A 19,952-nucleotide genomic window follows, 5' to 3' on the forward strand; every position below is an offset into this window, starting at 1 on the left:
GCCGGTCGACCTGCCTACGCTCCGATCGTTCATTTAACTGAACGACGCGCGGAGGTTCCGTGGCCCATCCCGACGTGGTGGTCGTTGGCGCGGGAGTGATCGGCGCCGCGTGCGCCGAGGCGCTGACCGCTCGCGGGATCGGAGTGCTCGTGCTCGATCGCGGCGCCCCGGCGGCCGGGACCACGGCGGCGGGCGAGGGCAACGTGCTCGTCTCGGACAAGGAACCCGGTCCGGAGCTCGTGCTGGCGCAGGCGTCCCGACGCCGCTGGCCCACGCTCCTGGCGGAGCTGCGTGACGAACTCGGTCCAACCGTCGCTGAGGTGGAATGGGAACCCAAGGGCGGCTTGGTCGTCGCTACGACGTCGGCCTCGGCGCAACCGCTGACGGACTTCGCCACCGCTCAGCGCGACGCAGGCGTCGACGCGCGCCGCATCACCGCAAACGAGGCCATCGAACTCGAACCGCGCCTGACCAAGGAGATCGCCGCAGCGGTCCACTACCCCGAAGACGCACAGCTGCAACCGGTTCTCGCGACGACGACGTTGCTCGCCGCTGTGCGCAAGCGAGGCGGCGAGGTCCGGGGCCACACCGAGGCACTGGGCGTGGACCGCTCCACGAACGGGACTATCAAAGCCTTGCGCACCAAGCACAACAGCATCCCGTGCGGCGCGGTGGTCAATGCATGCGGCCCGTGGTCAGGCGCTTTCTCACGCGCGGCGGGAGCCGCCATCGACATCCAGCCACGCCGTGGGGTGGTGCTCGTGACAGTGCCGCTGCCACCGAACACCGTGCGGCACAAGGTTTATGACGCTGATTACGTGGGCGCAGTCGCCAGCGGCGACGCTGATCTCCAGACCTCGACCGTCGTGGAATCCACACAGGCGGGCACAGTGCTCGTCGGCTCCAGCAGACAGCGCGTCGGCTTCGATGACAGCCTGCGCGTCGAAGTCCTCCGCGAGCTCGCGCGCAAGGCTGTGCGGCTCTTCCCGTTTCTCGCAGACGTGCAGATCATGCGCTCATACGGCGGTTTTCGGCCTTACGCACCCGATCACCTCCCCGTCATCGGCGAAGATCATCGGTTGCCCGGCTTGTGGCACGCGACGGGTCACGAGGGCGCGGGAATCGGCCTCGCCGCGGCGACCGGTCAGCTTCTCGCCGAGCTGTTCACCGGTCAGGCTCCGCACGTGGACCCCGTACCGTTTCGAGTGGACAGACAGCCATGACGATCCCTGAAGGCTTCTTCTGCGGCATCGGTGTCTGCCACGGCTGCGTCCAGCCGCCGCTCAATGTCCGCGCGTGCCAACATGTTCCCGATGCCACCGCGTTCTCGTCGCCTCGCACCACGGACATCGCCGTCGTCGGAGCGGGACCGGCCGGTGTGGCGGCTGCCAAGGCTGCGGTCGCCAACGGCGCCAACGTCACGCTGATCGACTCGGCTCCCCTGCTCGGCGGCCAGTACGGCCGCCAGGCCATCGACTCCTCTTACGTTGGCATTCCCGGTGTTCAGCACCTCGCCAACACCGTCGTGTGGGCTATCGAGCCGGGCAATCGGCTGCACCTGCGAAGCGGCCCGCTCGATGCGCCGAATCGCGTCGCCGCGGTCCTGGACGCCAAGGCCCTGATCCTGGCGACGGGCGCATACGACCGGGCGATCCCCTTTCCTGGCTGGGATCTGCCCGGGATCTGCACGGCCGGCGCTGCCCAGGCTCTCGCGAAGAGCAGGCGTCTCGCTGTGGGGCAGCGCGTATTGCTGGCAGGAACAGGCCCTTTCCTGCTCCCCGTCGCGGAGTCGTTGGTGGGCGTCGGCGCCCGGGTGCTCGGTGTACTCGAAGCGAACTCACCGATGCGCTGGCTGCGCGGAGCCTTCGCGGGTCGAAGCAAACTCCCGGAGCTGGCCAGGTACGCCGCCGTGCTCGCAAAGCACCGAATTCCCTACCGCACAAAGAGAACCGTCATCGCAGCACACGGTGAAGACCGCGTCACGGAGGTCACCACCGCGAAGCTCGACGGGGCTTGGAACGTCGTTCCCGGATCGGAGCGGCGTGTCGAAGTCGATGCGGTGTGCGTCGGCTTCGGGTTCGTGCCGCAGCTCGACCTCGCCGTCGCCGTGGGATGTCGTGTCCTTGATGGCTTCGTCGAGGTCGACCGCGCGCAGCGGACCTCTGTCGCGGGCATCTTCGCCGCCGGGGAGATCACGGGCATCGGTGGCGCCGACCTCGCCGCGGCAGAAGGCGAAATCGCGGGAACAGTTGCGGCCGGAGGCGTCGTGCCACAGGGCATTCTCCAAGCTGTCCATAGAGGACGGAAATTCGCCGCGGCGCTGGCGGAAGCGCATCCGGTTCAGGCTGGCTGGCGGACCTGGTTGGCTCCGGACACCGTCATCTGCCGCTGCGAGAACGTCCGCCTTGGCGCGCTGCAGCAGGCGGTGGAGCAGCGGCGCGCATCGGATCTGCGCAGCCTCAAACTGGTCAGCCGTGTCGGGATGGGCCGTTGCCAAGGCCGCATGTGCGGACGCGCGGTCGCCGAGCTGACCGGAATCCCCGAGGCCGTCCGCCGCCCGATCGCCGCGCCCGTCCGGCTCGGCGAGCTCGCCGAAACACCAGAGGAGGACCCGGCATGACCCAGGACCGGCTCGACGGCGTGATCGTGGCGACCGCGCTGCCCTACACCGAGGACTCCTCGGCACCCGCCGGACTGCGGCCCGACCTGGACCGCTACGCCGACCACTGCCGGTGGCTGGTGGACAACGGCTGCCGCGGCGTCGGTCCGAACGGATCACTCGGCGAGTACTCCTCGCTCACCGACGCCGAGCGCAGGGCGGTCGCCCGGGCGGCGATCGAAGCCGTTGGCGCGCAAGGCGTCGTGGTCGTCGGCGTGCACGGGGCCGGCGCGCACCAGGCCCGGTACTGGGCGGAGGCGGCGGCCGAGGACGGGGCGGACGGCGTGCTCTGCCTGCCGCCGACCATGTACCGCGCGAACCCCGGCGAGGTGATCGACCACTTCGAGCAGGTGGCGAGCGTGGGCCTGCCGGTCATGGTCTACAACAACCCGATCGACACCAGGGTCGACCTGACGCCCGCGCTGCTCGCGGAGATCGCCGCCATCGACGACGTCGTGGCGGTGAAGGAGTTCAGCGGTGATGTCCGCCGGGTGCTGGAGATCCGTGAGCTGGCGCCGGAGCTGGCCGTGGTCGCGGGGGCCGACGACGTGCTGCTGGAGTCGCTGCTGATGGGCGCGACGGGCTGGTTCGCGGGCTTCCCGAACGTCTTCCCCGCCGAATGCGCGCAGCTGTTCTCCCTTGCGCGGCAAGGTAAGGTCGCCGAGGCACGGGCGCTGTACGAACCGATGGTCGCGGCGTTCCGGTGGGACTCGCGGGTGGAGTTCGTCCAGGCCATCAAGTACGGCATGGACCTCGTCGGCCGCTTCGGCGGTCCCTGCCGGCCACCGCGCGGCCCGCTGAGCGCGGACCAGCGCGCCCGGCTCGACGCCGACCTGCGGAGGGCAGTGGCTTGAGGTCCTTCACCGCGATCGACTCGCACACCGAGGGCATGCCGACGCGCGTGATCACCGACGGGGTCGGCCCGATCCCCGGCGACACCATGGCGCAGCGGCGCGAGCACTTCATGGCGCACCTGGACGACATCCGCGAGCTGCTGGTCAACGAACCGCGCGGGCACGCGGCGATGAGCGGCGCCATCCTGCAGCCGCCGACGCGCCCGGACGCCGACTGGGGCGTGCTCTACATCGAGGTCTCCGGCTGCTTGCCCATGTGCGGGCACGGAACCATCGGTGTGGCCACGGTTCTCGTCGAAGAGGGCATGGTCGAGGTCACCGAGCCGGTCACCCAGGTCCGCCTCGACACCCCGGCGGGCCTCGTCGTGGCCTCGGTCGCGGTGTCCGAGGGCAGGGCGAGGCACGTGACGATCGAGAACGTGCCCGCCTACGCGCACGAGCTCGACGCACGCGTCGAGGTCCCCGGTCTCGGCGAGGTGCGCTACGACATGGCCTACGGCGGCAACTTCTACGCGATCCTGCCGATCGACCAGCTCGGGTTCACGCTCTCGCGCGACGACAAGGACGCGATCACGACCGCTGGACTGTCCATCATGGACGCGATCAACGAACAGCGGCGTCCCCTGCACGTGACCGACCCGACGATCTCCGGTTGCAAGCACGTGCAGCTCACCGCGCCCGGCCGGGACGGCAGCCACTCCCGCCACGCGATGGTGATCCACCCCGGGTGGTTCGACCGCTCGCCCTGCGGCACCGGGACGTGCGCCAGGATGGCGCAGCTGCACGCGCGCGGCTCGTTGGCTGTCGACGAGGACTTCGTCAACGAGTCCTTCATCGGCACCCGCTTCACCGGCCGCCTGCTCTCCACCGTGCGACTGGGCACCAGAGAGGCGGTCATCCCGACGGTCACCGGCCGCGCCTGGATCACCGCGCGCGCCACGTACGTGCTGGACCCCACCGACCCCTTCCCCCGAGGATTCATCCTCTGATCCGGTTACGGTGTCGTTGCGCCGGTGAACCGGCGACCGCAGATACACGGAGGTGTCATGAACGCCGAGGAACGATCGGCACGGAAGCTCGATCCCGCAAGCGGATCTTCGGCACGCCGTGATCCGAGCCGTCTGGTCGACGCTTCGGGCTTCAGGGAGTACGTGCGCGACGGCTGGGGTCCGGCCGACCGCGCCGTCCGCCTGACCCCCGGGGCGCGCGAGGCCGCCGCGGCGCACCGGGACCGGCTCAGCACCGAGTTCCCCGGTCTGCGGATCGCCATCGCCTCCGGCCGCGCCCCGGTGCGCTCCAACGACACCGACTTCGACTTCCGGCCCGACAGCGACTTCTCGTGGCTGACCGGCTGCAACGCCGAGGGCGCCGTGCTCGTCATGCACCCGCACGACGGCGGGCACTCGGCCGAGCTGTTCCTGCGCGAGCCCGCGGGCCCCGGCGACCCCGACTTCTTCGCCAACGCCCGCGACGGCGAGCTGTGGATCGGCCCGGTCCCGGGCATGAAGGAGTGGTCGGACGCGCTCGGCCTGCGCTGCCGCCCGCTGGAGGAGCTGCCCGTCGCGCTGCGCGGCCGCCTGCCCGGCGTCATCGCCGTCACCGGCGTCGAACCGATGCTCGACGCGCTGATCTCGGTCGGCCCGGTCCAGGCCGCCGCGCTGCGCCGCACCGTCGCCGAACTGCGCCGGATCAAGGACGACTGGGAGATCGGCCAGCTCCAGGCCGCCGTCGACGCCACCGTCCTCGGGTTCGCCGAGGTCGCCGGCGAACTGCCCGCCGCGATCAAGGGCGGCGGCGAGCGCTGGCTCCAGGGCACCTTCGACCGCAGGGCCAGGACCAGCGGAAACGGCGTCGGCTACGCCTCCATCGTGGCCGCGGGCCCGCACGCGCCCGTCCTGCACTGGGTGCGCGCCGACGGCGGTGTCCCCGACGACTCGCTGCTGCTGCTCGACGCGGGCGTGGAGGTCGACACCCTCTACACCGCCGACGTCACGCGGACCTTCCCCGTCAACGGCGAGTTCAGCTCCGCCCAGCGGCAGGTCTACGACCTCGTCCTCAAGGCGCACATCGCGTCCATGGCCGAGGTCAAGCCCGGCGCCGACTACCGCGAGTTCCACCGCACCGCCATGCGCGTGCTCGCCGAGGGCCTGCACGACTGGGGTCTGCTGCCCGTGTCCGTCGACCAGGCGCTCGACCCCGACGGTCAGCAGCACCGCCGCTACATCGTCTGCGGCGTCGGCCACTTCCTCGGCCTCGACGTGCACGACTGCGCCAACGCCCGCGCGGAGACCTACCAGGACGCGCAGCTGGAAGCGGGCATGGCGCTGACCGTGGAGCCGGGGCTGTACTTCCACCCCAACGATCTCACCGTTCCGCCGGAGCTGCGCGGCATCGGCGTGCGCATCGAGGACGACCTCGTGGTCACGCCGGAGGGCTCCCGCGTGCTGTCGGACGCCCTGCCGATCGCTGCCGACGAGGTCGAACAGTGGGTGCGCGCCCAGCTCCGTTGACCGTTCAGGAGGCCCCGGTCACTCGCCCGGGGCCTCCAGCTCTGCCGCCCAGTCGGCGAAGAAGTCGCGGAGCGTCCCCACTTCTTCGGACGGCACCGCGATATCTGCGTCCTTCCAGCGAGGCAGGAGACGGAACATCTCGGCGAGCACCCACTCGTCGAATCCCTGATCGACCTCAGCCGCTCGCTGAAGCAACAGTGCCTTTCCGTGACGCGCCGCGAGAACATAGATGTCAGCGAAGTCTCGCGCCTCTGCCCTGTCGAAGAGGGCAACAAGTTTGCGACCCTCTGGAACGTCCATCCGCGGTCGGACACCGCGACTTCCAGTTCGTCGCGGGCAGCGGCGACCTGTGCTCCGCGCACGGTGAAGAAGTCCAGGTCCTCGGTCGGCCGTGTGATCAACTCCTGCGTTATCAACGCTGCGCCGCCCACCAGCAGAAATCCTTCTGATGCGGGAAGCCCGAAGAACAGCCGCGCGAGCTCGACCTGAAACGGGGTAAGTGCTGCGGTCACCTAGAGCGCCGTCCGGATGAGTGGCTCCCACAGGGCACGGATATCCCTGGGCACAACGATTTCCGGCCACAGGTCGACGAGCAGCGCACCATCGACGTGCTCCAGGGTGTCGTCGGCACCGCACTCTCGGAGGACCACCTCATAACGTCGGCCGCGATCTCCGCGGTCGGCGAGATCGGAGATCTTCCCGGGATGGGACCAGTTCAGGTGCAACAGCGGACGGACCTTCGCGAATGCCTTCCGCGGCTCGAACCTCGGCAACCGAGTGGGAACCGTCGCGATGCGTCCACGCGAGACGACGTGGTCCACGAAGGAGATCGCAGGCTCCACAGCGAGCCGGAAGCCCGCGGCGGCCAGAATCCGCTCCATGGTGTCGACGGTCGGGGATTTGCGGTCGTGCTCGTACGCGGACAGCGTGGGACGCGAGGTCCCCACCCGCTCAGCCAACTCCTCCTGGCTGAGACCCGCTTCCTTGCGCGCTCGAAGCAGCATCTGACCCGCACTCATGGGACCACCAGTGACGTATCCGATCGAATACGTCACGCGCGTCGGGCCCGACCGTCGTAGGCCTGGCGGGCCTGTTCGACCTCGCCGAGGTTGACCGACCACTCGGCGAGCGAGGCGAAGACCGGGGACAGGCTGCGGCCGAGGTCGCTGATCTCGTACTCCACGCGCGGCGGTACCTCGGCGTGGTAGGTGCGCACGACGAGCCCGTCGCGTTCGAGCTGGCGCAGACGCTGGGTGAGCACCTTGGGCGTGATGGTGGTGATGCGGCGTTCCAGTTCGCCGAAGCGCTGCCGCCCGAACTCGTTGAGCGCCCACAGGATCGGCGTGGTCCAGCGGCTGAAGACGATGTCGACCACCGGGGCGATCGGGCACGCGTTCTCCGGGGCTCCGTCCGTGTCCTGAGTCACTTTCACCCCTGCGATCCAATACTTTCCTCTAGGTACCTACTTGCTTCAGGACAGTAGCGTCCCCGGGACATCGACGGAACTCGGAGACGGAGAACAAGATGATCGTGGTGACCGGAGCGACGGGGAACGTAGGACGACCGCTCGTGCGGGCGCTGGCGGCGACTGGTGAGCGGGTGATCGCGGTCTCCCGGCGGATCACCGCGCAGGACGTCCCCGCGGGGGTTCGGCACGCGCGGGCCGATCTGAGCGAACCGGAGCAGCTCAAGCCCGTGCTCGACGGGGCGACTGCGCTGTTCCTGCTGACCTCCCCCGACTTCCTCGCGACCGGAAGCGGTGTCGGCGAGGTTCTTGAGGTCGCGCGGAACAGTGGCGTCCGCCGAGCGGTTCTGCTGTCCTCGCAAGGGGTTGGCACACTGCGCCATCCGTCGCTCTTCGAGGACGCGCTCAAGGAATCCGGTCTGGAGTGGACAGTGCTGCGGCCGGGTGGCTTCCACTCGAACGCGTTGCAGTGGGCCGACATGATCCGCGCGGAGCGTGCGGCTGCCGCCCCGTTCGCCGACGTGGTGCTGCCGACGATCGACCCCGACGACATCGCCGCCGCGGCCGCTCTGGTGTTGCGCGAAGACGGCCACAGCGGACGCACCTACGAGCTGACCGGGCCGGAGGCGGTCTCGCCGCGACAGCAGGTGGCGGCGATTGCCGAGGCGCTGGGCGAGCCGGTGAAGTTCACGGAGCTGAGCCGGGCCGACGCCAAGGCGCAGATGCTGCGGTTCATGCCGGAGCCGGTCGTGGAGAGCACGCTCGGCATCCTGGGCGAGCCGACGGCGACCGAGCAGCGAGTAAGCCCCGACGTCGAACGGCTCACCGGTCGCGCGGCCCAGACGTTCGCCGCGTGGGCGGTGCGCAACCGCGCAGCGTTCGAATAGCGGTTGCACCAAGGTGTCAGGCTCTTGTCATGACGGTCGGCAAGCGTGGTCGGATCGGGTGGGCGGATTTGCCCGCCCGGGTCCGCGCGGCCGTTGAGGAGATCGTCGGCGGCCCGGTGGTCGAGGCCGTCTCTCAGCCGGGTGGGTTCTCACCGGGCACTGCGGACCGAGTGCGCACGGCGAGCGGTGCGCGCGCGTTCGTCAAAGCCGTGAGCGCCGCGCAGAACGACTTCACGCCGCACCTGCACCGTCAGGAAGCGCGAGTGACGGCCGCACTTCCGCCAGAAGTCCCCGCGCCGCGGCTGCTCGGCTCGTTCGACGACGGCGACTGGGTGGCGCTGGTGCTGGAGGACATCGAAGGCCACCTTCCGGCGACACCGTGGAAGCCGGACGAGCTGGAGCGTGTTCTCGACGCACTCGCCGCTGTGCCGACAACAGCGCAGATTCCGGACCTGCCCAAGGTGGAGGAAGCACTCGCGGACGAGTTCGCGGGCTGGCGACGGATCTCCGCCGACCCGCCCGACGACCTGGACCCGTGGGCCGCTCGGCGCTTGGAAACGTTGTGCGAGCTGGCTGATCGCGGCTTGGCGGCGACGACCGGCGATGCGCTCGTCCACATGGACATCCGCGCCGACAACATCCTGTTGGGCGCGGACGGCGCGGTGACGGTGGTCGACTGGCCGTGGTCCAGCCGCGGTGCGGAGTGGCTGGACCGCTTGATGCTGTTGGTGAACGTGCGGCTGCACGGCGGACCGGACACCACCGCTCTGCTCGCCCGCCACACCGCGAACGCCGATCCGGACGACGTCGTGGCGGTCCTGGTGGGGTTCGCGGGGCTCTTCCTCGACGTCGCGCGCCAACCACCGCCGGTGGGACTGCCGACCGTGCGCGCGTTCCAACGGGCCCAAGGCGACGCGGTGCTGTCCTGGGTGAGCGAACTACTCGGGTGAGAAGCGGAGGAGATGTGCCCCTGCACCACGACGATCTTGTCGACGGGTGGCGCCGCGTCGGCGTGACGGACGGGACGACACTGATCGTGCACTCGTCGCTGTCCAGTCTCGGGCGGGTCGACGGCGGCGCGAGCACGGTCGTGGAGAGCCTGCTCACCGCCGTCGGTCCTGAAGGAACAGTCGTGGCACCGACGTTCACGCCGCACATCGCGGACCCAGCTCCCGAGCACAGCGGTGTGCCCGACGACGAGGTGCGCGAGCGACGCGACGCCGTGCCGCTGTTCCATCCCGGTCTGCCCAGCACCATGGGAGCGGTTGCCGAGGCCGTGCGAACCCGTCCCGGCAGCGTCCGCAGCTCCCACCCCCAGGCGTCCGTGGCCGCTGTCGGAGCCCGTGCGGCGGAGATCGTCAGCCACCAGCCGCTGGGCTTCGCCCTCGGACGGGACTCGCCGTTCGCGCGCCTGCACGACCTGGACGCGCGGATCCTGCTGATCGGTGTGGGCCATGAGCGCAACAGCTTCCTGCACCACGCGGAGTCGCTGACCCCGGCGCCCAGGCTGAAGGTCCGTCGCTTCCCGGTGGGCCTCGGCGGGGAGCGGGTGTGGGTCGAGACCCTGGACGTCGGGCACGACAACGGGACGCACTTCCCCGCGATCGGCCGCGAGTTCGAGCAGCACGCGCGAATCCGGGCAGCCACCGTCGGGAACGCCGCCTGCGTGCTCGTCCCCGCCAGGCCGCTCCTGGCATTCGCGGTCGCCCGCCTCACCGAACTGCTCGCGGCCGAGCGGCGGGGCACAGCACAATAGGCGCATGCCGACGTACGAGTTCCGCTGCCGGGAGTGTTCCGGCACCTTCGAGGTGAAGCGCCCGATGAGCGCGGCCTCCGACCCCGCCCGCTGCCCCGCAGGTCACGAGGACACGGTGAAACTGCTGACCACGGTCGGCCTCGCCGGGTCCGCGAGCGCGGTGGCGGCTCCCGCGGGTGGCGGCGGGGGTTGCTGTGGCGGAGGCTGCTGCGGCTGACCCGCGCCTCGGGCCGCCCCGGGATCCGGGTGGCTACTGGCGTTCCATGCGGCGCAGACCACCCCCTTCCGTCCACAGTTCGATGACGAGCCGGTTGTCCTCGACCCGCGTGTGCACGACCTCGTCGATGTCGAGGCAGAACAGGTGCGACGGGCCCGGGGGCGCCTCGCCCGCGCTCGCGTCGCTGATCTCCCTGTGGCGCACCGGGTCGGTGACCTCCACCGCGGTACCGGAGAACTTGGCGTCGCCGGTCCAGGACTCGCCGCCGTTCCCCGTTCCGCTGTGCACCGCGCAGCGCGGATCGCGTTGCAGGTCGAGCGCTTTGCGGGACCGCCACATCGCGCCGAGCCACAGCTGCCCGTCGACGAACTCGACCTCGATGCCGCTGATCCTGGGTGATCCGTCCCGGCGCAGCGTCGCCAACGTCTTGTTCGTGTACGCGTCGAAGCTCTCCTTGACCCGCCGCGCGAACTGCGGCGCGGAGGCTTCGACGTCCGACCAAGTTGCCATGCCGCCGAAGCTAGAACAGACCCCTGACAGTCACTTTCCGGATCGGGCGGCTACCGGCTGTAGTCGCGGAACCCCTTTCCGGTCTTGCGCCCCAGCCGCCCGGCGGTCACCAGGTGCTCCAGCAGCGGGGCGGGGGCGAACCCGGCCTCGCGGAACTCCAGGTACAGCTCCCGCTGGATGGCCAGCGCCACGTCCAGCCCCACCACGTCCAGCAGCGCGAACGGACCCATCGGCAGGCCGCAGCCGATGGTCATCGCGCCGTCGATGTCGTCGGCGTCGGCGTAGTGCGCCTCCAGCATCCGCACGGCGTCGTTGAGGTACGGGAACAGCAGCGCGTTGACGATGAACCCGGCGCGATCGCCACAGCTCACCGCGTGCTTGCCGAGCTTCACGCAGACCGCGCGCGCCGTCGCGAGCACGTCCGGCGACGTCGAGATCGTGTGCACCACCTCGACCAGCTTCATCACCTGGGCGGGGTTGAAGAAGTGCAGCCCCACCACGTCCGACGGGCGCGAGGTCGCCGCGGCGCACTCGATCACCGGCAGCGAGGAGGTCGTCGTCGCGAGCACCGCGCCCGGCTTGCACACCTCGTCCAGCGCGCCGAAAACGGCCTTCTTGACCTCCAGCTCCTCGGCGACGGCCTCGACCACGAGGTCGCACTCGGCGAAGTCGTCGAAGTTCGTCGTGATGCGCACGCGCGCGAGGGCGGCGTCGCGCTTCTCCTCGGTGAGCTTCCCGCGCAGCACGGCCTTGTCCAGCGACCGCCGCACGGTCTCCAGTGCCGCGTTCGCCTTGACCTCACTGCGCGCCCGCATCACCACGTCGTGGCCCGCCTTGGCGAACACCTCGACGATGCCGGTCGCCATGGTGCCCGTGCCGACCACGCCCACGTGCTGCACCTCGCGCACCCGGCCGCCCTGCACGACGTCGGCCGGTGTCTGCGCGTCCGGCACGACGACCGGCGAGTCGACGTCGTCGTAGGTGTAGAAGCCGCGCCCGGACTTCCGCCCGAGCAGGCCTGCCGTGATCATCTGCTTCAGCACCGGAGCGGGCGCGTGCAGCCGGTTCCGCGACTGGTGGTACATCGTGTCGAGGATCTCGTACGCGGTGTCCAGGCCCATGAGGTCCAGCAGCTGCAACGGTCCCATCGGGTAGCCGCAGCCGAAGCGCATCGCCGCGTCGATGTCCTCGCGCGAGGCGTAGCGCGACTCGAACATCCGCACGGCGTGGTTGAGGTAGCCGAACAGCAGCGCGTTGGCGATGAACCCGGCGCGGTCGCCGATCACCACCGGCACCTTGCCGAGCCGTTCCACGAACGCGACCACGTCGGTGATCACGTCGGGTTCGGTGACCACCGTGCGCACCACCTCGACCAGCTTCAGCACGGGGGCCGGGTTGAAGAAGTGCATCCCGACGACCTTGCCCGGTCGCTTGGTGACCACCGACAGCTCGGTCACCGACAGCGAGGAGGTGTTCGACGCCAGGACCACCTCGGGGCGGCACACGCGGTCCAGCTCGGCGAAGATCTCCGCCTTGAGCTCCATCCGCTCCGGGACCGCCTCGATCACCAGGTCTACCTCGGCGAGATCGGAAAGCGTTGTGGTGTACCGAATCCTGCTGAGCAGCTCGCTCTGGTCACCGCTGGAGAGCTTGTCCCCCTTGACCGCGCGCGCCGTGGAGTGCTCCAGGTGCGCGCGTCCGCGCCGCACCGCGTCCTCGTCGAGCTCCACCGCCACGACCCGCAGTCCTGTGCGGGCGAGCACCTCCGCGATGCCCGCACCCATGGTGCCGAGTCCGACAACTCCGACGGTGTCGATGCTCGATCCCGCAAGCGGATCTTCGGACGAGAACTCGCGAGCCACGGCTGACCTCCCACGTCATCGGGGAACCGGAGCGCTCTGGGTCGAACGCTGAGCACGCTACGCGCCGGTAACTTGACGTGATAGTGCCATGTTCGGCGAGGTGGGCGCCGTGAGCTTCGCCACGGCGAGCGCGGAGAGTCACATGGCGGGCAGCTTGGGGACGATCACCTCGGCCGCCGCGCGCGCCTTCTGACAGGCCGCCTCGCGCCCGGCCGAGCTGACCACCACGACGCCGAGCGTCTCCTTCTTCCCCGGGACCGGGTCGAACGGGATGTGGGTCACCTCGACGGTGCACGGCGCCGGTGTGCCGAACGGCAGCTGGGTGGTGGTGGCGGGCCTGCCCCCGATCGGCGGGATCTCCTTGACCATCGGATCGCCCGGCCTGGCGACGAGGTCGGTCACCACGTCCACGATGAGGGCGTCCGCCCTGATGTCGTTGGGATTGTTGGTGAACATGCAGTTGCGGATGCTCGTGCCCGGCTGGCGCGGCGGGGTCGAGCCGAGCGCCGCCGTGACCGCCTCGGCCGGCACCAGCCCGCAGACGTCGACGTTCAGCAACGAGTTCGCGGGCAGCGTGCGACGCGCGACGGGCCCGGAGCGCAGCACCTTCAGCACGCTGGACACCACGGTCTCCGCGGATTCGCACGGCTCGGCACGGGTGTCGTTGTTCCTCGTCGTGACCTGGACGTTGACCATCGACTTGTCCTTGAAGACGAGCCGACGCGTGCAGATCCGCGGTTCCTCCGCGGAGTAGACCTCCACGTCGTCGCGGGTCTCCTTGGTCAGCTTGCCCCTGCTCCCCATGCCTGCGCGCTCTTCGCTCTGGAACACCATGCCGGCGTCCAGTTCGATGTCGACGACGCCGAGGGTCGGCGCGGTCTTCTCGTCCTCACCCTCCTTGGGGCCCTCGCCCTCCCAGACCTCGAGGCCGACGACGCAGAGGTCCACCTTGGAGGCGCCGCCGACGTACTTGACCGGCCTGCCGAGCTTGTCCTGGCTGTCCTTCGGGAACAACGCGCACGGGTCGAGGTCCTTGCGCGCGGCCAGTTCGGTGCCACCCAAACCGGTGACGGGGCCGCTGCCCGCGTCGATCCTGCTCTTGTTCTTCTTCGCCTGTTCCTCCGCTCCAGGAGCGGGTGCAGGTTCGCCGGTCACCGAGGCAGCGCAACCGGCCGACAACGCCATCGACGCCACCGCGAAGGTGACGAGAAAACGAGACCCCCAGCTGGACATGGCGGCATGCTAGAGCTTCACGGGGTGCGGGGCAGCCTCGGCCACACCCGTGCCGCAAGGTCGAGGGCGGTGGCGCACAACCACCGCTGTTCCCGGTCCGCGAACACGATCAGCGCGATCGTTTCGACCTTGTCACCAGCGAAACCGATGTGCTGCGCGTTGACCCGGCAGCCCGGCGGCAGCGGCGCGACGGCAGGCTCGGCGCGGACCTGGGTCGCCCGCCCGGCGACGTCCCGGACGTCGGTGAGCCGTTCTGCGCTCACGCCGATGTTCAGCACGACCCCCGTGTAGTCGGGTTCGCTTGCGCCCCAACGACAGTTGTGCCGGTTGGGACCATGCCTGGGTTCAACAGCTCCCGCGACGACAGCGGCCTGTTCCGAGGTCAGCAGCTCGCACGGATCGACGTGCAGCCACGAACTCGGCGAAGCGGCGAAGAATCGGTACTTCCCTTGCTGCACCGAGGAAACAACGGAGTCCGCGAGCGCGGCCGCGATGGCACAGGAGTCGGCTTTGGCGCCGTCCTTGGGAACCGCGTTCACTTCGACGTAGCGCAGGTCCGGGAAGACGACGTGCGCCGAACAGGTGTCCTCGTAGGGCATCGGCCTGGCCACGCGCAGTGCGCCGTGGCGGGTGAACGCGGTGCCGAGCCCGGTCAGCTCCCGCTCGTCGGTGAGCCGGTTGTCGGTGAGCACGCCGAGGTAGATCGTGCCGCCCGCGGGCTGGGCCACCGGGATCTCGCAGGCGTTGAAGTCGATCGGCTCGATGCGCTCCGGTGGTCTGCCGTAGCGACCGGGAAGAGCGGGATCGACGAAGCCGCACGGGTCGACGCGATGCCAGTCGGTGATCACGCCGGGCGCCGCGACCGGCTCGTTCCCCTGCGGCGCAGCGCAGGCCGTGCCGCCGAGCAGCAGTGCGCCCGCGACGCAGATTCCCCCGAACCCCATGCGGCCGACACTAGGTCAGCCCGCCGGCCCCCGCCCGGGAGCCGCACCCGGTCGGTGCTCTTCGCCGAATCCGGATCCGAGCAGCTCAGTCAGGGTGTCGACGGCGTTGCGCGCGTCCCGGCCAACCGCCCGGACGAGTAACTCGTCGCCGCCTCGCGCGCCCAGGCCCATCAGCGCGAGCACGCTGCGCGCGTCGACCTCCTGCTCGCCGTGCCGGATCGAGACCTCGGCGTCTAGCTCGGCGACCGCACGGGCGGTGAGCGCGGCGGGCCGGGCGTGCAGGCCGAGTTCGTTGCGCAGCACGACGGTGCGCTCCAGCAGGCCGTCGCCCTCGCCGTAGACGTGCCGGTCGAGCTCCATCTCGTCGAAGGCCTCGCCCTGCACGAAGGCGTGCGCCATGGCGGCCGCCGAGCCCACCGCGTCCAGGTCGGCGCCGCCCTGCGCGCACACCGCCGCGGCGACCGCGCCCTCGACCAGCGGTGCGTCGGCGACGATGGCGCGGATCGGCGTGGTGAGCGACTCGACGGCCAGTTCCGCGGTCATCTGCGCGCTGCCGAGGTCGTAGAGCAGCACCACCCCGGCGCCGGAGTCGGCCCGCTCCAGTGCCGAGGACACGCAGTCGAAGTCCGTGCCGAGTCCGCCGTCCGCGGTGCCACCGGCGGGCATGATCCGAACGTCGGGGGCCATCTGGGCGGCCAGCTCCGCCACACCCGCCGCCAGCGCGGCGCTGTGCGAGACGATGACCAGGCCGACTCTCACCAACCGCTCCTTCTCACTGTCCTGCGGCCTCGGCCAGCGCGCGCAGCAGCACCGCGGTGGACCGAGCACCGGGATCGAGGTGCCCCGCGCTGCGTTCGCCCAGGTAGGAGGCGCGCCCCTTGCGCGCGACGAGCGGAACCGTCGAGGCGGCGCCGTCCTCGGCCGCGTCCGCGGCCGCCCGCAGCACCGCGAGCACCCCCGCGTCCACAGTGGACTGCGCGGCGGCAACGGCCGGGGTGAGCGCGTCGACCATCGTCTTGTCCCCGGGAGCCGCTTTCCCGCGCGCCACCACGCCTTCGAGCGCGGCGGCGATCGCCTTCGCGGCCAGTGGACCGTCCACTTCGGACGCGTTCCCGAGTGCCGTGGCCGCGCGCAGGAAGGCCGTCCCGTAGAGCGGTCCCGCCGCCCCGCCGACCGTGGAGATCAGCGTCGTCGCGGTCACCTTCAGCACCGACGCCGGGCCGTCGAAGCCGCCGCCGTCGAGCTTGGCCAGCACCGCGGTGAACCCCCGGTGCAGGTTCTCGCCGTGGTCACCGTCGCCGATCTCGCGGTCCAGCTCGACCAGCTCGTCCCGGTGCGCGCGGACGATCTCGGCCGCCGCCCGGACCGCGGCGGTGACCTCCTCGACGGAGCAACCCATTCAGCACCCCCAACGCAGCGCGGCAGTGTGCACCGGAGCGTCCCACAAGTCGATCAACTCGTCGTCGAGCCCGCACAGCGTCAGGCTCATCCCCTGCATCTCCAGGCTGGTCACGTAGGGCCCGACCAGTCTGCGTTCCACGGTGATCCCGCGCTCGGCGAGCAGCCGCTCGGTGATCCCGTGCGCCAGGTAGAGCTCCAGCTGCGGCGTGCCGCCCATCGAGTTGGTGAACAGCAGCACCCGATCGCCCTCGGCGAAGGGCAGGTCCTCGGTGATCGCGTCGACCAGGCGGCGCACGATGCCGTCGGCGGGCTCCAGCGGCAGGCGCTCCCTCCCGGGTTCGCCGTGGATGCCGATACCGATCTCCATCTCGTCCTCGGCCAGGGTGAAGCTCGGCTCGCCGACGTGCGGGACCGTGCACGCGGTGAGCGCCATGCCGAGGGAGCGGGTGCCCGCGACCACGCGGCGCGCCAGCTCCTCGCAGGTGTCCAGGTCCGCCCCGCGCTCGGCGGCCGCGCCGACGATCTTCTCGACGATGAGCGTGCCGCCGACGCCGCGCCTGCCCGCCGTGTAGAGCGAGTCCTTCACCGCGACGTCGTCGTCGACCAGGACGGTGCGGACGTCGATCCCCTCGGCCACGGCGAACTCGGCCGCGGTCTCGAAGTTGAGCACGTCGCCGGTGTAGTTCTTCACGATCAGCAGCACGCCCGCCCCGCCGTGCACCGCCTCGATCGCGGCCTGCACCTGGTCGGGGGTCGGCGAGGTGAACACCGGTCCCGGGCACGCGGCGTGCAGCATCCCGGGGCCGACGAAACCGCCGTGCAGCGGCTCGTGCCCGGAGCCGCCGCCGGAGACGACCGCGACGCGCCCGGCGACCGGGGCGTCGGCGCGCAGGATCGCCGCGGGGTCGGTGCGGACGGTGAGCAGGTCCGGATGGGCCGCGGCCATGCCGCGCAGCGCCTCGGCGACCACCGCCGCCGGATCATTGATGATCTTCTTCACCGCAGCCCTCCTTGCCCGCCCGGGAACGCGTGCCGCACAGCATTGATACCCCGATGCGACCGCAGTGGGAAAGCACACGCGCCGCTGGTGTTGATCACGCCCATTGGTTAGCCTCCCCTAACTTCCGGTGCAGAAGGAGTCCTCCGTGCGCAGCAAGAGCACTGTCACCGCCGCCGTTGTGGCGCTCGCCCTCCTCCTCGGCGCGTGCGCGACAGGCAAACCCCCAGGCGGGCAGCCCGCGGTCGCGGTCGGCGGCTCCGAGTTCGCCAAGGCCGCCGAGGAGAGCGCCAAGTTCGGCACCGACGCCGCGCCCGGGGTCTTCCCGCGCACCATCAAGCACGCCATGGGCAGCACCGCGCTGCAGAAGCGCCCGGAACGGGTGATCGTGCTCGACGGCGGCGAGCTGGACAACGTGGTCGCGCTGGGCGTCAAGCCGGTCGGGGTCGCCTTCACCGAGGGCTCCCCCGTCATGCCCGGCTACCTCGCGGGCAAGGCGGGCGACCCGGCCAACGTCGGCACCGTCAACACGCTGAAGCTGGAGGCGATCAAGGCGCTCCGGCCGGACCTGATCCTCGGTTCGCGCCTGCGCGCCGAGCAGCTCTACCCGAAGCTGGCCGAGATCGCCCCGACCGTGTTCAGCCTCCGCCCCGGCTTCACCTGGAAGGAGAACTTCCGGCTGAACGCCGCGGCGCTGGACCGCACCGCCGACGCCGATGCCCAGCTGGCCGACTACACCCGCCGCGCCAAGGAGATCGGCGCCCGCGCGGAACAGCGGCTCGGCAAGCGCCCCACCATCTCCATGGTCCGCTTCATGCCCGGCCGGATCCGGCTCTACGCGGCGAAGTCGTTCATCGGCACCATCCTGATCGACGCGGGTCTGCCCCGCCCGGCCACCCAGCAGGTCGAGGACCTCGCCGTCGAAGTCAGCACGGAGCAGATCGGCAAGGCCGACGCCGACCGCATCTACACCGGTTCCTACGGCGACCCGGCCAAGACCCAGCAGGCCGACGTCCTCGGCGGCCAGGTCTGGAAGCAGCTCGGCGCGGTGAAGGCGGGCAACGTCCGCCCGGTCTCCGACGAGACCTGGTTCCTCGGCCTCGGCGTGATGGCCGCCAACCAGGTCCTCACCGACCTCGACGGCCTGCTGTGACGGGTCAGCGGCGGTAGAGGACGCGGACGAGGCGGACGAGGCGGCGGAGGGTGCCGCTGGAGCGGGCGAAGGTGTTCGGCTGCAGCGGCGCCCAGAAGCGGCGACGGGTCACCGACTGGGGGCGGGCGAACTCGCGCAGGCCGTCGGCGCCGTGGATGCGGCCGAAGCCCGAGTCGCCGACGCCGCCGAAGGGCAGCGCGGCGATGCCCGCGAAGGAGACGACGCCGTTGATCGAGACCATGCCGCAGCGCAGGCGGCGGGCCAGCTCGGGGCCGCGGGAGCGGGAGAACACGGTCGCGCCGAGGCCGTAGTCGGTCGCGTTGGCCAGCTCGACGGCTTCGTCCACATCGGACACCCGCTTGATGGTGAGCGTCGGTCCGAAGGTCTCCTCGGTGACGGCCGAGGAGTCCTGGGGCACGTCGACGAGCACCACGGGCTCCACGTACGGCGGGCGGACGGAGTCGAGGCCGCCGACCACCGCGCGACCGCCCTTGTCGAGCGCGTCGGCGATGTGCGAGCGGATCACGCCGACCTGCTCGGGCATGGTGATCGGGCCGAGGTGCGCGGTGGGCTGGCCGCCGGGCTTGAGCTTGCGGGCGCGGCGCACGACCAGCTCGGTGAAGCGGTCGGCGACGGAGTCCACGACGTAGACGCGCTCCACGCCGACGCAGGTCTGCCCGGCGTTGGACATCCCGCCCCACACGGCGGCCTCCGCGGCGGCCTCCAGGTCGGCGTCGGCGTCCACGATCAGCGGGTCCTTGCCGCCGCACTCCACCAGCACCGGGGTCAGCGACTCGGCGCAGGCCGCCATCACGCGCTTGCCGGTGGCGGTGGAGCCGGTGAACGCGACCTTGTCCACGCCGGAGCGGCAGAGCGCGGCACCGGTGGCCCCGAAGCCGGTGACGACGGTCAGGACCGGCTGCTCGGGCACGACCTCGGCGAGGGTCGAGGCGAGCCACTCACCGACGCCGGGGGTCAGCTCGCTGGGCTTGAACACCACGGTGTTGCCCGCGGCGAGCGCGTAGGCGATCGATCCCATCGGGGTGAACGCCGGGTAGTTCCACGGCCCGATCACGCCGACGACACCGAGCGGCAGGTACTCCACCGTGGCCGCCTGGTTGAACATCAGCCTGCCCGGGGAGACGCGGCGCCGCCGCAGCACCTTCTCCGCGTTGCGCGCGGCCCAGTGCAGGTGGTCGACCACCAGGACGAGTTCGAGCCGGGCGTCGTCGAGCGGTTTGCCGGTCTCGGCGCAGACCAGCTCGGTGATGTCGTCGAGCCTGCGCAGGATCAGGGCGCGCCAGGCGTCCAGCCTCCGCTTGCGCTCGGCGTGGTCGAGACCGCCCCACCAGGCCGAGGCCGTGCGCGCGCGGGTGACCGCGGCGCGGACCTCGATCGGCGAGTGCACCCGGTGCCTGCCGATCACCTCGGCGGTGCGCGGATCCAGGGAGGTGAACCACTGCTCGTCGGCCTGCTGGGACACGGCTCGGCTCATCGCGCTCTC

At 70.8% G+C, this 19,952-nt stretch carries 21 protein-coding genes; 10 read left to right on the plus strand and 11 right to left on the minus strand.

Features of this window, described 5'->3' with window-relative positions:
- Positions 1-77: 77 nt before the first annotated feature.
- From BLT28_RS21375 to BLT28_RS21395, 5 genes are read left to right on the plus strand one after another with little or no spacing between them, the layout of a single operon-like run.
- Positions 78-1,223: an NAD(P)/FAD-dependent oxidoreductase gene (locus BLT28_RS21375; protein WP_197684120.1), complete on the plus strand. Its 1,146-nt coding sequence runs from the start codon at positions 78-80 to the stop codon at positions 1,221-1,223.
- Positions 1,220-2,620, plus strand: a complete 1,401-nt coding sequence (locus BLT28_RS21380; protein ID WP_081900212.1) for an FAD/NAD(P)-dependent oxidoreductase — start codon at positions 1,220-1,222, stop codon at positions 2,618-2,620. The genes BLT28_RS21375 and BLT28_RS21380 overlap by 4 nt, the downstream gene beginning before the upstream one ends.
- Positions 2,617-3,513: a dihydrodipicolinate synthase family protein gene (locus BLT28_RS21385; RefSeq protein WP_030428984.1), complete on the plus strand. Its 897-nt coding sequence runs from the start codon at positions 2,617-2,619 to the stop codon at positions 3,511-3,513. Before BLT28_RS21380 ends, BLT28_RS21385 begins: the two co-directional genes overlap by 4 nt.
- The gene (locus BLT28_RS21390; RefSeq protein WP_030428983.1) at positions 3,510-4,502 is read left to right on the plus strand and encodes a proline racemase family protein; all 993 of its coding nucleotides are present in this window, start codon (positions 3,510-3,512) and stop codon (positions 4,500-4,502) included. Before BLT28_RS21385 ends, BLT28_RS21390 begins: the two co-directional genes overlap by 4 nt.
- Positions 4,503-4,559: 57 nt before the next feature.
- Complete coding sequence (locus BLT28_RS21395) at positions 4,560-6,023, plus strand: aminopeptidase P family protein (RefSeq protein ID WP_081900211.1); 1,464 nt, start codon at positions 4,560-4,562, stop codon at positions 6,021-6,023.
- An 18-nt stretch (positions 6,024-6,041) separates the two neighbouring features.
- Here BLT28_RS21395 and BLT28_RS41425 read toward each other — a convergent pair whose 3' ends face one another.
- The 3 genes from BLT28_RS41425 to BLT28_RS21410 all read right to left on the minus strand — a co-directional run bounded on the left by BLT28_RS41425 (position 6,042) and on the right by BLT28_RS21410 (position 7,449).
- A complete protein-coding gene (locus BLT28_RS41425) occupies positions 6,042-6,323 on the minus strand; it encodes a nucleotidyl transferase AbiEii/AbiGii toxin family protein (protein WP_052407179.1) in 282 nt (93 codons plus the stop codon).
- A gap of 212 nt (positions 6,324-6,535) precedes the next feature.
- Positions 6,536-7,042, minus strand: a complete 507-nt coding sequence (locus BLT28_RS21405; RefSeq protein WP_030428980.1) for a helix-turn-helix domain-containing protein — start codon at positions 7,040-7,042, stop codon at positions 6,536-6,538.
- A gap of 32 nt (positions 7,043-7,074) precedes the next feature.
- Positions 7,075-7,449: a winged helix-turn-helix transcriptional regulator gene (locus BLT28_RS21410; RefSeq protein WP_043811149.1), complete on the minus strand. Its 375-nt coding sequence runs from the start codon at positions 7,447-7,449 to the stop codon at positions 7,075-7,077.
- 98 nt (positions 7,450-7,547) lie between these two features.
- Between BLT28_RS21410 and BLT28_RS21415 the strand changes: the two genes are divergently transcribed.
- The 4 genes from BLT28_RS21415 to BLT28_RS21430 are packed head-to-tail and all read left to right on the plus strand — an operon-like array spanning position 7,548 to position 10,348.
- Positions 7,548-8,375 (plus strand): NAD(P)H-binding protein, encoded by an 828-nt coding sequence (locus BLT28_RS21415; RefSeq protein WP_030428978.1) that lies wholly within the window; start codon positions 7,548-7,550, stop codon positions 8,373-8,375.
- 29 nt (positions 8,376-8,404) lie between these two features.
- Positions 8,405-9,325: a phosphotransferase gene (locus BLT28_RS21420; RefSeq protein WP_030428977.1), complete on the plus strand. Its 921-nt coding sequence runs from the start codon at positions 8,405-8,407 to the stop codon at positions 9,323-9,325.
- Between the two features lie 14 nt (positions 9,326-9,339).
- Entirely contained in the window at positions 9,340-10,131 is a 792-nt protein-coding gene (locus tag BLT28_RS21425; RefSeq protein WP_043811076.1) for an aminoglycoside N(3)-acetyltransferase, read from the plus strand.
- Positions 10,132-10,135: 4 nt separating this feature from the next.
- Positions 10,136-10,348: an FmdB family zinc ribbon protein gene (locus tag BLT28_RS21430; protein ID WP_030428975.1), complete on the plus strand. Its 213-nt coding sequence runs from the start codon at positions 10,136-10,138 to the stop codon at positions 10,346-10,348.
- A 33-nt stretch (positions 10,349-10,381) separates the two neighbouring features.
- Here the strand turns inward: BLT28_RS21430 and BLT28_RS21435 are convergent, their stop codons facing one another.
- The 7 genes from BLT28_RS21435 to dhaK all read right to left on the minus strand — a co-directional run bounded on the left by BLT28_RS21435 (position 10,382) and on the right by dhaK (position 17,298).
- Positions 10,382-10,858: a pyridoxamine 5'-phosphate oxidase family protein gene (locus BLT28_RS21435; RefSeq protein WP_030428974.1), complete on the minus strand. Its 477-nt coding sequence runs from the start codon at positions 10,856-10,858 to the stop codon at positions 10,382-10,384.
- A gap of 50 nt (positions 10,859-10,908) precedes the next feature.
- On the minus strand, positions 10,909-12,720 hold the full coding sequence (locus tag BLT28_RS21440; RefSeq protein WP_269459600.1) for a 3-hydroxyacyl-CoA dehydrogenase family protein: 1,812 nt from the start codon (positions 12,718-12,720) through the stop codon (positions 10,909-10,911).
- Positions 12,721-12,858: 138 nt separating this feature from the next.
- Complete coding sequence (locus tag BLT28_RS21445; protein ID WP_156050798.1) at positions 12,859-13,953, minus strand: hypothetical protein; 1,095 nt, start codon at positions 13,951-13,953, stop codon at positions 12,859-12,861.
- A 17-nt stretch (positions 13,954-13,970) separates the two neighbouring features.
- Positions 13,971-14,897, minus strand: a complete 927-nt coding sequence (locus BLT28_RS21450; RefSeq protein WP_030428971.1) for a DUF3558 domain-containing protein — start codon at positions 14,895-14,897, stop codon at positions 13,971-13,973.
- A 15-nt stretch (positions 14,898-14,912) separates the two neighbouring features.
- Complete coding sequence (gene dhaM, locus BLT28_RS21455; RefSeq protein WP_052407178.1) at positions 14,913-15,656, minus strand: dihydroxyacetone kinase phosphoryl donor subunit DhaM; 744 nt, start codon at positions 15,654-15,656, stop codon at positions 14,913-14,915.
- 13 nt (positions 15,657-15,669) lie between these two features.
- The gene (dhaL, locus tag BLT28_RS21460) at positions 15,670-16,296 is read right to left on the minus strand and encodes a dihydroxyacetone kinase subunit DhaL (protein WP_030428969.1); all 627 of its coding nucleotides are present in this window, start codon (positions 16,294-16,296) and stop codon (positions 15,670-15,672) included.
- On the minus strand, positions 16,297-17,298 hold the full coding sequence (gene dhaK / locus BLT28_RS21465) for a dihydroxyacetone kinase subunit DhaK (protein WP_030428968.1): 1,002 nt from the start codon (positions 17,296-17,298) through the stop codon (positions 16,297-16,299). It abuts the gene before it with no gap.
- Positions 17,299-17,443: 145 nt separating this feature from the next.
- Between dhaK and BLT28_RS21470 the strand changes: the two genes are divergently transcribed.
- Positions 17,444-18,448, plus strand: a complete 1,005-nt coding sequence (locus BLT28_RS21470; RefSeq protein WP_030428967.1) for an ABC transporter substrate-binding protein — start codon at positions 17,444-17,446, stop codon at positions 18,446-18,448.
- 4 nt (positions 18,449-18,452) lie between these two features.
- Here the strand turns inward: BLT28_RS21470 and BLT28_RS21475 are convergent, their stop codons facing one another.
- Positions 18,453-19,943: an aldehyde dehydrogenase family protein gene (locus tag BLT28_RS21475; protein WP_030428966.1), complete on the minus strand. Its 1,491-nt coding sequence runs from the start codon at positions 19,941-19,943 to the stop codon at positions 18,453-18,455.
- Between the last annotated feature and the right edge of the window lie 9 nt (positions 19,944-19,952).

The organism is Allokutzneria albata (assembly GCF_900103775.1).
In the GTDB taxonomy this organism is placed as follows: domain Bacteria; phylum Actinomycetota; class Actinomycetes; order Mycobacteriales; family Pseudonocardiaceae; genus Allokutzneria; species Allokutzneria albata.